General features: G+C 40.8%; 15 protein-coding genes and 1 rRNA gene. 3 read left to right on the top strand and 13 right to left on the bottom strand.

All coding sequences use genetic code 11. The annotated features are described in order from the left end of the window. Positions 1-99 precede the first annotated feature (99 nt). The 12 genes from ACWJAF_RS09550 to ACWJAF_RS09495 all read right to left on the bottom strand — a co-directional run bounded on the left by ACWJAF_RS09550 (position 100) and on the right by ACWJAF_RS09495 (position 12,715). The gene (locus ACWJAF_RS09550; RefSeq protein ID WP_448863517.1) at positions 100-852 is read right to left on the bottom strand and encodes a cell division protein FtsQ/DivIB; all 753 of its coding nucleotides are present in this window, start codon (positions 850-852) and stop codon (positions 100-102) included. A gap of 46 nt (positions 853-898) precedes the next feature. After that, positions 899-1,927 carry an FtsW/RodA/SpoVE family cell cycle protein gene (locus ACWJAF_RS09545; RefSeq protein ID WP_448863560.1) on the bottom strand — a complete coding sequence of 343 codons (1,029 nt, stop codon included), beginning with the start codon at positions 1,925-1,927 and terminating at the stop codon, positions 899-901. Between the two features lie 75 nt (positions 1,928-2,002). Beyond that, on the bottom strand, positions 2,003-3,358 hold the full coding sequence (gene murD, locus ACWJAF_RS09540; RefSeq protein WP_448863515.1) for a UDP-N-acetylmuramoyl-L-alanine--D-glutamate ligase: 1,356 nt from the start codon (positions 3,356-3,358) through the stop codon (positions 2,003-2,005). 9 nt (positions 3,359-3,367) lie between these two features. Then, positions 3,368-4,324: a phospho-N-acetylmuramoyl-pentapeptide-transferase gene (gene mraY, locus ACWJAF_RS09535; RefSeq protein WP_296032113.1), complete on the bottom strand. Its 957-nt coding sequence runs from the start codon at positions 4,322-4,324 to the stop codon at positions 3,368-3,370. A 65-nt stretch (positions 4,325-4,389) separates the two neighbouring features. After that, positions 4,390-6,111 (bottom strand): peptidoglycan D,D-transpeptidase FtsI family protein, encoded by a 1,722-nt coding sequence (locus ACWJAF_RS09530; protein ID WP_448863513.1) that lies wholly within the window; start codon positions 6,109-6,111, stop codon positions 4,390-4,392. 62 nt (positions 6,112-6,173) lie between these two features. Next, the gene (locus ACWJAF_RS09525; protein ID WP_448863511.1) at positions 6,174-8,117 is read right to left on the bottom strand and encodes a peptidoglycan D,D-transpeptidase FtsI family protein; all 1,944 of its coding nucleotides are present in this window, start codon (positions 8,115-8,117) and stop codon (positions 6,174-6,176) included. 8 nt (positions 8,118-8,125) lie between these two features. After that, complete coding sequence (locus ACWJAF_RS09520; protein WP_296032121.1) at positions 8,126-8,683, bottom strand: hypothetical protein; 558 nt, start codon at positions 8,681-8,683, stop codon at positions 8,126-8,128. A 38-nt stretch (positions 8,684-8,721) separates the two neighbouring features. Continuing rightward, entirely contained in the window at positions 8,722-9,657 is a 936-nt protein-coding gene (gene rsmH, locus ACWJAF_RS09515) for a 16S rRNA (cytosine(1402)-N(4))-methyltransferase RsmH (protein WP_296032122.1), read from the bottom strand. Between the two features lie 11 nt (positions 9,658-9,668). After that, positions 9,669-10,109, bottom strand: coding sequence for a division/cell wall cluster transcriptional repressor MraZ (gene mraZ / locus ACWJAF_RS09510; protein WP_296032124.1), 441 nt, complete (start codon positions 10,107-10,109; stop codon positions 9,669-9,671). Between the two features lie 174 nt (positions 10,110-10,283). Continuing rightward, on the bottom strand, positions 10,284-10,538 hold the full coding sequence (locus ACWJAF_RS09505) for a hypothetical protein (protein ID WP_296032125.1): 255 nt from the start codon (positions 10,536-10,538) through the stop codon (positions 10,284-10,286). Between the two features lie 53 nt (positions 10,539-10,591). Further along, positions 10,592-11,431, bottom strand: a complete 840-nt coding sequence (locus ACWJAF_RS09500; protein WP_448863508.1) for a DegV family protein — start codon at positions 11,429-11,431, stop codon at positions 10,592-10,594. A 117-nt stretch (positions 11,432-11,548) separates the two neighbouring features. Continuing rightward, positions 11,549-12,715 carry an FtsW/RodA/SpoVE family cell cycle protein gene (locus ACWJAF_RS09495; RefSeq protein ID WP_296032127.1) on the bottom strand — a complete coding sequence of 389 codons (1,167 nt, stop codon included), beginning with the start codon at positions 12,713-12,715 and terminating at the stop codon, positions 11,549-11,551. Positions 12,716-12,839: 124 nt separating this feature from the next. Between ACWJAF_RS09495 and ACWJAF_RS09490 the strand changes: the two genes are divergently transcribed. Genes ACWJAF_RS09490 through ACWJAF_RS09480 form a run of 3 tightly spaced genes read left to right on the top strand, consistent with a single transcriptional unit; the run spans position 12,840 to position 14,011 of the window. Then, positions 12,840-13,130 (top strand): spore coat associated protein CotJA, encoded by a 291-nt coding sequence (locus ACWJAF_RS09490; protein ID WP_296032129.1) that lies wholly within the window; start codon positions 12,840-12,842, stop codon positions 13,128-13,130. Continuing rightward, positions 13,127-13,396: a spore coat protein CotJB gene (locus ACWJAF_RS09485; protein ID WP_296032130.1), complete on the top strand. Its 270-nt coding sequence runs from the start codon at positions 13,127-13,129 to the stop codon at positions 13,394-13,396. The genes ACWJAF_RS09490 and ACWJAF_RS09485 overlap by 4 nt, the downstream gene beginning before the upstream one ends. A 3-nt stretch (positions 13,397-13,399) precedes the next feature. After that, positions 13,400-14,011, top strand: a complete 612-nt coding sequence (locus ACWJAF_RS09480; protein WP_296032131.1) for a manganese catalase family protein — start codon at positions 13,400-13,402, stop codon at positions 14,009-14,011. 266 nt (positions 14,012-14,277) lie between these two features. Here the strand turns inward: ACWJAF_RS09480 and ACWJAF_RS09475 are convergent. Next, a 23S ribosomal RNA gene (locus ACWJAF_RS09475) occupies positions 14,278-14,377 on the bottom strand; the annotation flags it as partial.

Genomic DNA, 14,377 nt, shown 5'->3' with positions numbered 1-14,377 from the left:
CATCCCATTGATTGGGCAAGTGAGATGAACTCAGTTTGCTACATATAGTATATAATATAGACTTTCGTTTAAAATATCAATAGGGTTTCTCTAATTTTCTTAATTTTCTTTTGAATTTTCTTCTTCATCAAAGGTAATCGCTGTATTCTCCTCTGAATATGACTCCAAATGAAGTATTCCTGCTCTTCCATCCAGCTTTTCCACAATTGGTCCGATCTGTGCGATCTTCTCTGATGATACACTGGTTCCAAGACATGCACGTATATTTTCCAGATACATATACAACTCATGTTCTTCCAATGTGATTTTTTCTGTCCGGTATCCATACTTCAGACTTTCCTCACATGCCTCCAGTGCCATAGAAAATCTTGCAGCATTCGAAGTCTTCAGTGTCTCATATAATTTCTTTTTCTTCAGTCTGAAGCCACTGATTTCCGGAACATCCGCCGGTGCTGTATTTTCTTTGCATACTACCAGACCGTCCTTATCAAGCCACAAATATGTCTTCTTATGCTTCACATATCCGATTACTTCTTTTTCTTTTACTTTTACCTGTACAGTCCAAGGGTTCTTCATGCGGATTTCTATCTCATCCAGACAGGCAGGTTTTTTACCCATCCCCAGTGCGTATTTCAGCTTCACATATATGGAATTAACCGAAGCTTTGTCATTCTGTACGCAATCGATGATTTCCTGGCTTCCACAATACTGATTTCCTGTTACCTGTATCTCCTGTATGTAAAACAGAAGCCCGGCAGCCAGTACCGTGATCACAATTCCCAGAATCAATACAACCGCCGCATACAGGCGATGATTTTTTTTCTTTCTTTTCTTCGATGAGCGATTCCCCATATTTTTCTACATACTTCCTTTCATTCGTGTTTTTCTCGCACGCTTTTTATTTTACCAAAGATGACACATTTAGCACAAGTCCCATTTCAAAAAGTAAGAACATAACTGAAGTTCCCCCATAGCTGATAAAAGGCAATGTAATCCCGGTATTTGGTATGGTATTGGTCACTACTGCAATATTGAGTATGACCTGTATCATCATGTGTGTCATGGCTCCGGTCGCGATCAAAGTGCCTTCCAGGTCCGGCGCATGTGCCGCAATTACAAAAAATCTCCAGATAAGTATCAAAAACAATATCAGAATCCCAGCTGCTCCTACCAGTCCCAGCTCTTCACAGATAATCGAAAAGATCATATCATTCTGTGCTTCCGGTACAAATCCAAGCTTCTGAATGCTGTTTCCAAGTCCATTTCCAAACAGACCACCAGAACCGATCGCATATAATCCCTGCAGGGTCTGATATCCTTTCTCATAATTCTCCGGATGTCTCCAGATCTGAAGGCGTTCCAGCCGGTAACTTTCCATTGCAAGAAATACTCCCATAAATGCACATCCAAGCAGTATCATGATCAAAAACTGCCCGTACTTCGGACTAGCTACAAATACAAGTCCCCCTGCAATTCCAAGAATAATGATCGCTGTACTCAGATTATTAGCTCCTACCAGCCCTACAACAGGAAGCACACTTAGCACAATCTTTCCAACCATAGTTATCTTTCCCATCTTCTTTGCATTGCGTATGATCCGGTCTGTCAGGAATACGATCACCGCCACTTTTGCAAATTCAGAAGGCTGAAACGAAAACGGGCCCAAAGACAACCATCTTTTGGACCCGTTATATTCATCTCCGATCAGAAGTACTGCTACTCCCAGTAGCACAGACAGTATGTAGCCTGCCACTGCCCCTCTTCTCCAGACATGATAATCTATATTTGCTATGACCCACATGCCCGCTATCCCCAGTAATGTTGCAAAAGCCTGCTTTTTCAGATAGTAGCATGTGTCTCCGAATTTTATTTCACCATTGTACGAACTTGTGCTGTATAGTATCACCAGTCCGCTCAGGATAATCATGCCAAGAGCACACAGAAGAATATAGTCACATTTCCACCGTCTTGATTGTGTCAATCTGCTTCTCCTTTATAAAATTTATAAGGATTTTACGATTTCTTTAAACTTTTCTCCTCGTACTTCATAGCTTGGGAACATATCCCAGCTTGCGCACGCTGGCGAAAGCAGTACAGCTTCTCCCGACTCTGCAATCTTCGCTGCCGTCAGCACTGCCTCTTCAAATGTGTCTGCAAATTCATAATCTGTAAATCCACATTTTCTGGCATCTTCTGCAATCTTTTCTTTCGTATCTCCAATCAGGATCAGTTTTTTCACTTTCCCGTCAAAGCTGTTGATCCACTCTGTATACTCAGAACCTTTGTCATATCCACCACCGATCAGCACCGTTGGTCTGTTCATCGCCTGGATACCTTTGATCGCAGCATCTGGATTAGTTCCCTTAGAATCATTATAGTATGCAACACCATCTTTTTCTGTTACATATTCGATTCTGTGTTCAACCCCTTTAAATGCTTTTACACTTTCACGGATTTTTTCTACCGGAACACCATAAACTGCTGCCATAGCGCATGCTGCCATTACATTTTCATGATTATGAGTTCCAAGGATCTGGAGTTCATCTACATGGCAGATCTTCTCTGATACATTGCCATAATGGTAAATAATGTTACCATCTTCCAGATAAATTCCTTCTTCTAGTTTACGCTGGCTGCTGAAATATAGAACCTTTGCTTTTACTTCTTTTCCAAATTCTCTTGTCAGCTCGTCCTCGTAATTCAGGATACAGTAATCATCTTCCGTCTGGTTCTTTGCAATATTTTTCTTTGCATTCACATATGCTTCCATCGTATGATGACGATTCAGATGATCTGGTGTAAAGTTCAGGATCGCACTGACTCTTGGTCTGAAATCAACGATACTTTCCAGCTGGAAGCTGCTCATCTCTGCAACGGTGATCGTATCATCTGTCATAAGTGATGCTGCTGTTGTATACGGAGTTCCGATATTTCCAACGACGTACACATTATCCTGATAATTCTTCATAATCTCACCAAGGAGTGTTGTGGTTGTTGTCTTTCCGTTTGTTCCTGTAATTGCAAGCACATCTCCCTTACCGTACTGATATGCAAGCTCTACTTCTCCGATCACTGTCACTCCCTGCTTACGCATCTTCTCGATTACAGGAAGATCGGTCGGTACCCCCGGACTTAAAACCGTCATATCAAGGTTTTCTAATATCTCTTCCGGAAATTCTCCGATTACAATCTTTGCATTGCTGTCTTCGCCAAGCTGTTTTCTTACTTTTTCTTCTGTCAGTTTCTGATTGCCATCATACAGTACTACATCTGCTCCGTGTGCCTCAAGAATCTTACCAGCTCCGATTCCGCTGATTCCCAGACCAAATACAAGTACTTTTTTGTTCTTTACTTCCATGATATCCTCCTACATAGCCATCAGGGCGATCAGGCAAAGTATTGCTGTGATAATTGAAAATACAGCTACAACTCTTGTCTCTGACCATCCACACAGTTCAAAATGATGATGTATCGGCGCCATTTTAAATATTCTTTTTCCGCCGGTCTTTTTAAAATATGTTACCTGGATCATAACGGATAACACCTCTACCAGGTAAATGAATCCTACGATAATAATAAATATCGGCATCTGAAGCATGTAAGCAGCTGAAGCCACAAATCCTCCCAGCGCTAAAGAACCGGTATCTCCCATAAATACACTTGCCGGATATACGTTAAACAGTAAGAAGCCGAGAAGCGCGCCTACTACTGCACATGTAACTGGTTCGATTCCGCTTTTTGTACCGATTGCCACAACAGTAAAGAACGTTGCAACTAATACAGTAACGCTCGAAGCAAGACCATCCAGACCATCCGTAAAGTTTACACCGTTTACCGTTCCGATGACTACAAAGAACATTAATGGAATTGCTACCCATCCGATATCGAGATACTTTCCTCCCGAAAATGGAATCAGCATTGTAAGCGGAACTTTTGCAAACTTCACCATATAGAATGCAAAGATTGCTGTTACTACAATCTGAAGTGCCATCTTCTGCTTCGGATATAATCCATCCGAACGTTTCATTACTACTTTCAGATAATCATCCAAAAATCCAATCAGTCCAAATCCGAGTGTCAGAAACAGAATCGGAATGATCTTTGGATAACGGCCAATATAAAACACCGATGTGATCACTACCGACAGCAGGATCATCACACCACCCATCGTAGGGGTTCCTGCTTTTTTCAGATGTGATTTTACACCATCTTCTCTCTCTGTCTGATCCATCTTCAGTCGTCTGAGTACCGGTATTACAAGCGGACCTAAAATCACACTCAATACAAACGAAATCAATACTGGAATAAATACCTTATAATCCATAATCCACCTCTTTAAATCTTTTGTTATTCAGTTAATCTCTAACTTCACATAGTATACTGCATTTCCTATTGTTTTTCAATGCCAAGATAGGGCAATATATTTTCAAAAATATTACCGATCACCGGCGCTGCAATCGTTCCTCCGTAATAGACTCCCTGCGGATTATAGATCACGCACATCCCAAGGATCTCCGGATGATCTGCCGGTGCAAATCCTACAAACGATGAAATGTACCTGTTCGCACTTCGTGGCAAAGTCTGGGATGTTGCAGTCTTACCTCCGATCCGGTATCCTTCTACATATGCGTTTTTTCCGGATCCTTCCGCAACTACGCTTTCCAACAGCACACGCATGGTTTCTGATGTTTTTTCCGAAACGATATGTTTCTTTTCTTTATACTGGAATGTTTTCATGGTCTTTTCCTCATCATTTTGAATGCTTACTCCAAAATGTGGTGTTACTCTCCTTCCTCCGTTGATCAATGCACTTACTGTTGTGCCAAGCTGGATCGGCGTAATCTGAAACGACTGTCCAAAGCTTAAGGTTGCAAGCTCCACCTGTCCGATATTCTCCTTTTTATGCATGATTGTTCCCGCTTCCCCTGGAATGTCCACACCAGTCAGTTCCATCAGACCGAACTGGTCGAAATAATCACAAAAGCGGTCTACTCCAAGACGAAGTCCAACTTCTATAAATACAGGATTACACGAATTCTGTATTCCTTCTGTAAAATTTTCCGCTCCGTGTCCTCCGACTTTATGACACCGTATCTTTCTATCTTCCACAATCTTATATCCCGGACAGCTAAAGCGGTCTTCCAGATGAACCACTCCTGCCTCCAGGCCTGCTGATGCCGTGATAATTTTAAACGTACTTCCCGGTTCATACGTGTCATTGATACACCCATTTCTCCACATCTGATTCAGTGCATCCTGTTTCTCAGTATCTGTAAGATTATTTTCGTCTGTTTCTATCAGTTCAAATGGCTGATTCAGATCAAACTCTGGAACATTTACCATCGCATAAATTTCTCCGTTTTGTGGATTCATAAGCAGAATTGCCACTTTATCTGCTTCTTTTTCCTGCCTGACTTTTTCAGCCATCTGCATCGCATACATCTGCATATTATAATCCAGACTGATCTTCAACGTGTTTCCGGCAACCGGTTCCATACGGTCTTCTGCAACATTTTCAAGTTCTACACCTCTTGCGTCTGTTGTTGTAAGAATCTTACCATCTATTCCTTTCAGATATTTTTCATATCTGACTTCCAGACCGATAATTCCCTGATTGTCTCCTCCGGTAAAACCAAGGACCTTGGATGCAAGCCTGTCATATGGATAATAACGCTTAAAATCTTCATCAACTTTCACTCCCGCAAGTCCCAGATTACGGATTTTGTCTCCTGTCTTTTTATCTACATTTGACTTAATACGCTCTATGGCGGAAATTTTTCCGACTCTTTTCCGGATCACTTCTTGATCCATTTCTAACAGCTCCGAAAGCTCTGCAATGATCTTCTCCGGTTCTTTTATCTGACTGTGAATGACAGATATCGTACATACCGTGCGGTTCGTTGCCAAAACCACCCCATTCCTGTCTATAATCTCACCTCTGGCAGCCTTGATGTCCCTTTCCCGTTCATGAAGGTCTTCTGCTTTTTTCTGATAACATTCCGCATCAAACACCATCAGATATACCAGTCTTCCCACCAGATACATGATCATAAAAAGCGCACAGCCAAACACAATACATATTTTCTTTTTATGAAATGTCTTGCTCTTCATAAAAACCCCATAAAAGCTTTCTTTATCAATCTATGAAAGCCTCTATGGGGTTATGATATTGATTATTGTGCTGTATCTGTTGTAGTTGTTGTATCTGTTGCCGTATCTGTTGTAGTTGTTGTATCTGCCGCTGTATCTGTTGTGGCATCTGTCGCTGTATCACCTGTTATGGCATCCGCAGCTTTTTCAATTCCAAGATAAGGGAAGATATCTGTCATAATCTGTGATGCAAGCTGTGTAGCGTACCCGCTGTTCGCCTGATATTCCACATTCGGCTCATCAATGACTACATATACCATAACCTGTGGATTCTCCTGCGGGGCATATCCGATGAACGATACCAGGTATTTTCCATTACCACGAGGTAATTTTTCCGCTGTACCTGTCTTTCCTCCGACTGCATAACCTTCTACAGCTGCTGTTGCTCCGGTTCCTTCTTCCACAACTCCCAGCATATAATCTTTTATGATTTCGCTGGTCTCCTGTGAGATGGTCTTTTTTACCAGCACCGGATCTTTATTCTCTGTGACATTTCCATTTTCATCCTGTATCTGCTTCACGACATGTGGTTCATAATAATTCCCACCGTTGATCAGTGAACAGAACGATGCTGCCATCTGCGTCATTGTAACATTAAAGTTCTGACCAAATGCATTCGTCGCCAGGCTGGCCGCATCCATCTTTTCGGGTGTATACAAAAGTCCACTGGTTTCTCCTTCTCCCGGCAGATCAATTCCTGTATACTCACCAAATCCAAACAGTTTCTGGTATCTGCTGAATTCTTCTGTTCCTATCTTGGCTCCAATCTGCATCAGTGCAACGTTGCAGGAGTTTTCAAGTGCTTCTTTCAGAGTCTCCGTTCCATGTCCTTTTCTGTTACTACAGTGAATGTCATGGTCGCCTACATGCATAACACCATTACATACATAAGTTTCATCGCCTTTTAAAATTCCGGTCTCCAGTCCTGCCGAAATTGTAAACGGCTTAAATGTAGATCCCGGCTCATACGTATCACTTACACAAAAATTCTTCCAGAGTTCATTTAATTTTTCCAGCTTCTCATCACTTGACATGCTTTTAATTGTGTCTTTCGAGTAGTATCTGGTAAGATCTCTGGGATTATTCAAATCGTAATTTGGATAGGAGGCTTCTGCAAGTATTTCTCCATTCTGTGGATTCATGACGATAACGCCTGTACTTTTGCTTCCTTCTCCTTCTGTTTCTTCATCCTTATGTTCTTCGTTAAACGCCAGGATATGCTGTTCTACAATGCTTTGAACCTGAAGGTCAATCGTAGACACTACTGTACTTCCGTTCGCCGGTTCTTTCACCGTTCTTTCAAACCCTGAATTTTCGTCCACATATCCATACTCTCTTCCGTCCGTGCCATTCAGGATGGAATTATAAGAAGCTTCAATTCCATTACTTCCTACATCTCCATTGGTTGTGAATCCAATCACATCACTTGCAAGTGTATTATATGGATATTTTCTCTCATAATCTTCTTCCAACCATACGCCTTGTACATTCGGATACTTCTCTGTATCTTCGGATATTTTCGTGAATTTTTGTGCGTCTTCATAACTGACACCTGTTTTTACAATCAGGTAACGGCTGTTCGGATTCTTTTTCACCTGCTTACGCACTGTGTTCTTCTTAAGATTAAAACATTTTTTTAATGCATTCAGTGTCGGATTCATATATTTCTTTTTGCTGGTCAGTATCTCCGCATCAATAATTACATTGTATACTCTTTCACTGGTTACGAGCTTGGTTCCGTTGCGGTCAATGATGTCTCCCCGCTTAAATGGAATCGTATGGTTATTATACTGTTGCTGGTCCAGTACTACTTTTGTGTATTTTTCACCTTTTGTTGCATTGATAACGGTAATCCATCCTATCAAGAAAACAAAAGCTAGTATTATTGCCCCAAAGAGCATTACTAGCTTTTTCTTCATAAAGTTTGAAATTTTTCTTTTAAAAAAACTGCTGTCTTTTCTTGCCATCGTCTCACCTATTTCTTATTCTTATCCGACTGAGCAAGCACTCCGCTTTCCGGTATGTTATCATACTGCTTTACATAATCCGTAGCTGGGTCATCATATTCTACAATCTGATCCGGCGAAGCATATGTCATTCCAAGCTGGTTAATCGCTCTTTCGCGAACTTCATCCAGATTTACAGAATCTACAACTGCATTATACTTCGTTGTATTTTCTTCTTTTAAATTTGCAAGTTCTTCCTGAAGCGCCGTAACCTGTTTGGAGCTTTTTGTCATCTCTGACTGCAAACGTACATAATTAACGCAAAGCAGTAACGCAACCGTTGCTGCAACTGCCAGAAATACTACATATGCCGCATTCATGTGAAGCGCGCGTTTCCTATTTCTTTGTACCTGTCTGCTTACTCTTTTTTTCGGTTCTGTGGGTGACTTCCGGCGTTCTGGTCCACGTTCCGGTTTTGTAACCACATTACCATACATATATATCGGTTCAGATCTGTGATTTGCAGAGCTATAGCTATATGCACCGGATTGGCGTCTTTCATTTGCATAAAGTCTGTTCGATGCCATTGCGCCACCCCTTTCTATCTGCTGCTATCCCCGGTCAGCTATGCCCGCTCAAATATTCTGAGTTTTGCGCTTTTTGACCGGCTGTTATATTCTAACTCTTCCTCACTTGGCAGAATTGGTTTTCTGCTGACAACGTGTCCTTTCGACACATTTCCACACACACATACCGGAAAATCCGGTGGACAGGTGCATGGATTTTCATTCTTTTTAAATGCACTCTTTACAATGCGGTCCTCTAGTGAATGAAACGTTATAATGCACAATCTTCCGCCAGGGTTTAATATTTCTATCATATCATCCAGAGAATTCTTGAGTACTTCTAATTCCCTGTTTAATTCAATACGAATAGCCTGAAACGTCCTTTTTGCAGGATGTCCAGACTTTTTCTGATACTTCATTGGTATAGAGGCTCTGATAATCTCTGTCAGCTGCCCTGTTGTTTCAATTGGACTTTTACCACGTGCCATGACAATATGTTTTGCGATGTTCTTTGCAAACTTGTCCTCTCCGTAATCCCGGATCACGCGGTACAAATCCATCTCCGAATAGTCATTGACAATATCTCTGGCAGTCATCTTCTGACGTCTGTCCATTCTCATATCAAGAGGTGCATCTTCACGATAAGAAAATCCTCGTTCTGCCGTATCTAACTGATAAGATGATACGCCCAGATCCAGGACAATCCCATCGACTTTGTCAATTCCTAATTCATGAAGTTTTGACTTCATATCACAATAATTGCTTCTGATTATTGTGACTTTTTCTCCGAAGTCTTTCAAGCGGATGCCTGCGGCTTCGATTGCCGCTGCGTCCTGGTCTATTCCTATAATACTCCCCTTGTCACCAAGGCGTCTGCATACTTCATATGCATGTCCGCCCCCACCAAGTGTGCCATCTACATAAATGCCATCTGGCTTGATGTTTAATCCTTCAATTGTCTCATTCAGTAATACTGATTTGTGTTCGAATCCCATATCTTCTCCCTCTAGATACTGAATCCGCTTGCTTCCATATCAGATGCAATATCTTCAATGTTAAGTTCCACTTCAGCATTCTTTTCATCCCATCTGGCTTTGTCCCAGATCTCTGCACGTTTTCCCATACCGATAAATACTACTTCCTTATCCAGATGGGCAAACGCTCTTAATACAGAAGGGATTAGAGTCCTGCCTTGTTTATCAAGGTCACCGTCCGCTGCACTTCCCTGAAAGAAATACGCAAACGCACGTGCTTTTTTATCAGTGGTGGTTGGCAATGCGTTAAGTTTTTCTTCAAAGATGTTCCATTCATCTTCCGGATATACGTACAGACAATTTTCCATTCCTTTTGTTATAACGAAATGCTCCCCTAAATCGTCACGAAACTTTGCGGGAATGATCAGACGCCCTTTGGCATCGATATTATGACTGTACTCTCCTTTCAACATAGAACTTCTCCTTTTCGAAATGGTGGATATTCCTCCACTTCGTTCCACTTTTCACCACTTTCTACCACTTGAAACCATTGTAAACTACTTTTTTATCGTTTTCAACCCCTTTTTAGAAATTGAATTAAAAAAATAGCAGGCAGAATTTAATCTGTCTACTATCTTTTTTCTTCTTTATTCTGCTGATGTTCCACTTTCTGATAACGCCTGACTAAGGCTTGTCACTGCTGAATAATCAACGGTTATCTCTTCTTTTGGTTTCTTAGATTCATATATGTTGTATGCAGAATATCCAAAACCTGCAACCAGGGCAATCGCCACTATACCGGCTGCACATCTTCGTAAAACTCTCTGCATTTTTTCTTTTTTCAGAGTCTGTTTACGATTTGCCTTTTCTTGTTTATATTTATCTACCTTTGCCTGGCTCATATTTTTTGCTCCTTTTCCAATCACTTGCTACTATTTTAGCATAGTCATAAGAATTATACAACAATAATCACTCCGCCATCCGCTGCATACATACTGCTGATTCCCGCTGTATCAAGAATGATAACATCTTTAAAATCTGCTTTTGTTAAAAGCATTTCTTTCACTGCTATTGCACGCTCTTCGCAGTTACAGTGTGCAATAGCTAAAATCTTTTCCTGTGGATTTGTCAGTTTTGCAGCTACTTCATCTACCATTTTCGCAAGAGCTTTCTTCATTCCTCTTGCCTGGGCAAGCTGCTGGATTGATCCTTCCGGTGTGGATCCCATTACTGGCTTAATATTCAAAGCGGTAGCAACCACTGCCTTTAATCCTTTCAGTCTTCCGTTTTTCTTCAATATATCCAACGTTTCCAGCACAAAATATGTATGCTGTTCTTCGATATAAGCATCTACGGTTTCGATTACTTCCTGAAAACTCATTCCCTTCTCTTCACACTCTGCAATCTTTAATCCAATCAGAGTCTCCCCTACGGATGCTGATTTTGAATTAAAAATGTGGATGTCTTTTTCACCATATTCTTCTATATATAAGTTCTTTCCTAATACTGCACTGTTATAAGAACCACTAAGCTCCGAAGATAATGTAACTGCATAGACATGCTCCGCCTCACAGTGATAACCTTCCATGTAACGCTCCGGCGACGGACATGAAGATTTCGGGCACTCGTTGGATTCCTTTGTCCTTCTTAAAAAGTCAGCCTGATCAAATGTCTCATCATCAACAATATGATATCCATCCACATCAATCTGTAATGAAGCAGTCTCAAAGTGTCCTGATGCTTTCATTTCTCTTGTCAGTTCTCCACAACTATCTATAATAATTTTGTAACTCATATTCTTCCTCCTGATGCAGCATTTCAAAAACCCATTTCGCACTACCTTGATCTTTACAAGTAGTTTTAAATACTACATTATTCATCATAGCATATTTATATAAGAAATGAAAGACTTTTATTCAGTAATTTTTATTCTGGATGAGACGCCCAGTGCAATCCCCATCTCCGCCATCAAAAACAAGACAGACGTACCACCATAACTGATAAACGGAAGGGTAATTCCGGTAGTCGGTATGCAGTTAATTACTACCATTACATTCAATGTTACCTGCAGTGCGATATGCGCAAAGATTCCCGTCACGATCAATGATCCATACATATCCGGTGCATTCTGTGCGATAAAAAGCAGCCGGTATAAAAGCAGTCCAAATAATACCAATACCATGATTGCACCAAATACACCCAGTTCCTCACATATAATAGAAAGAATCATATCATTTTGTACTTCCGGGATAATCATCTTCTGTGCACTATTTCCAAGACCTTTTCCAAAAAATCCACCAGATCCGATTGCATAGAGCGCCTGCATAATCTGATAGCCTCCTTCGGATGCATATTTTTCCGGATTGACCCATACCAGAATACGACGCATACGGAAGCTTCCACTTGTCTCCAGGATAAGTCCCAGAATTCTCGCCCCTGTAATTCCAATTACACCTATGATTCCTAAAATTCCAACCAGCATCTTTGTTCTGGGATGTACTACCAGGATAAGGATACATGTAATTCCCATTACAATGATCGCAGTACTTAGATTATCAGTAATCAGAAATACTACTGCTGCTGAAATTCCTCCCCAAGCCATTATTCTTCCTATTCCCTTCCACGGCTTAATCTCTTTTCCCATTGAACAGATCAGTGCCGGAATAAATAGTATAATCGCAATCTTTGCAATCTCTGCCGGCTGTAACTGCTGGTTAAATGGAAGCCGGATCCAGCGTTTTGCACCATTTACTTCCTTTCCCAGTGGCGTCTTTACCACGAACATCATAGCAATAGAAATATAATAAAATAACTTCGCCTTACCGATATACCAGTGATAATCAATCTTACTTACCACTCCCAGTACGAAAAATCCTGCTATGCAGAATAACAGTTGTCTTTTAAAATAATACAGACTGTCTCCGTTTTGCTTGACCATCGCGCTATAAGAACTTGTACTATATAACATTACAAGTCCAAAGCAGATCAGACAGATTAAGATAGCTAACAGATTATAATCAAAATATGCAATGCTTCTTGTCCTATTTACCTTTTTTGCTTCGGTTTGATAATTTGCCATAATTCTACTCTCCAATCGTATCTATTATACTCAGATAACCTTTCAAAAACAACCTTCTGATTCACAACTTCACGCAATTTTCATACAATATTATTGCATAACCTTATTGAAAGGAGTACTCAAAATGCCAAATTATCGTTACAACACACCGGATTACATGCGCCAGAATCATTCTAATGGATGTCATGTCGGCGGAAGCCGAACTATGCCGGCCTCTGTATCGCCATCTAATCCGTCCAGACCCTGCTGCAATATTCAGGATCATGACAAATTGAGCGGACTTTCCATTGCAATGGCTTATGTTCCATGGCAGGAATGGCGTTCTCTTTATGAAGTGGAAAAAGGATTCCGGTGCGGAACTATATTTGCTGAACTCAATCTTCCATTCTGTTGGAAAGGTGGTGGCTCACGATGAATGAAAACAAACCTTGTAAAAAGGATCTTCTGGAATGGATCAATATCGTAAGTTTTGCCGTTGATGACGTAAAATTATATCTTGACACACATCCTAATTGCTCTGAAGCTCTTGAATTTTTTGATGAATTTAAGAAACAACGTGTGCAGGCACTAAAGGAATATGCCAAATATTATGGCCCACTTACACTTGACACCGCAACCACACAAATGGATTATTGGAAATGGATCAACGAACCTTGGCCATGGCAGGAAGGAGGATGTTAATCTATGTGGAATTATGAAAAGCGTTTACAATATCCCGTTAAGATAACACAGACCAATCCTAAAATTGCTCAGATTATCTTAACTCAGTTCGGAGGTCCTGACGGCGAACTTGGTGCCTCAATGCGCTATCTCGCACAGAGATATACCATGCCTTATAAAGAGGTTACAGGTATTCTTACGGATATTGGTACGGAGGAACTGGCCCATCTTGAGATTATCTGTGCCATTGTACACCAGCTCACCCGTAATCTGACTCCGGAACAGCTTGAAAAATCTGGTTTTGATAAATATTATGTAGATCATACTCTCGCTCTCTGGCCGCAGGCAGCCAGCGGCACTCCTTGGAGTGCTACAACTTTCCAGTCTAAAGGTGATCCAATTACGGATCTTCATGAGGATATGGCCGCGGAGCAAAAAGCCCGCACTACGTATGATAATATTCTGCGACTTATTAAAGATCCTGAAGTCTGTGATCCGATCCGCTTCCTCCGCGAACGAGAAATTGTCCATTATCAGCGTTTTGGAGAAAGCCTAAGAATCGTGCAGGATAAACTGGACAGTAAGAACTTCTACGCATTCAATCCTGAATTCGATCGTAAGCCTTGCTGTAATTAACCCAAAGACAAAGCTAACCAATAATATCCTATATTAATTATATATGTTGATAATTTTTTGAATATGTCATTATAAAAAAGACTGTCGACAATAGATTTTATCACATACTCACCTGTGTGAAAATCTATTATCGGCAGCTGTTTTATTATTATCATTTTATTCTTAAACGAAAAAACAACCAACACATGTTGATTGCTTCTTATCTTTCATATACCTTCAAAACTGCATACAAGAAATATTTTCTTTCATCCTACCTATCACCTTGCTTGGTCATGCCCTCGACCGATTAGTATCAGTCAGCTCCATGCATTACTGCACTTCCACCTCTGACCTATCTACCTCGTCGTCTTCAAGGGGTCTTACTAC

It is taken from the genome of Dorea sp. (assembly GCF_977044405.1).
This window is presented reverse-complemented; position numbering and strand designations above follow the sequence as displayed.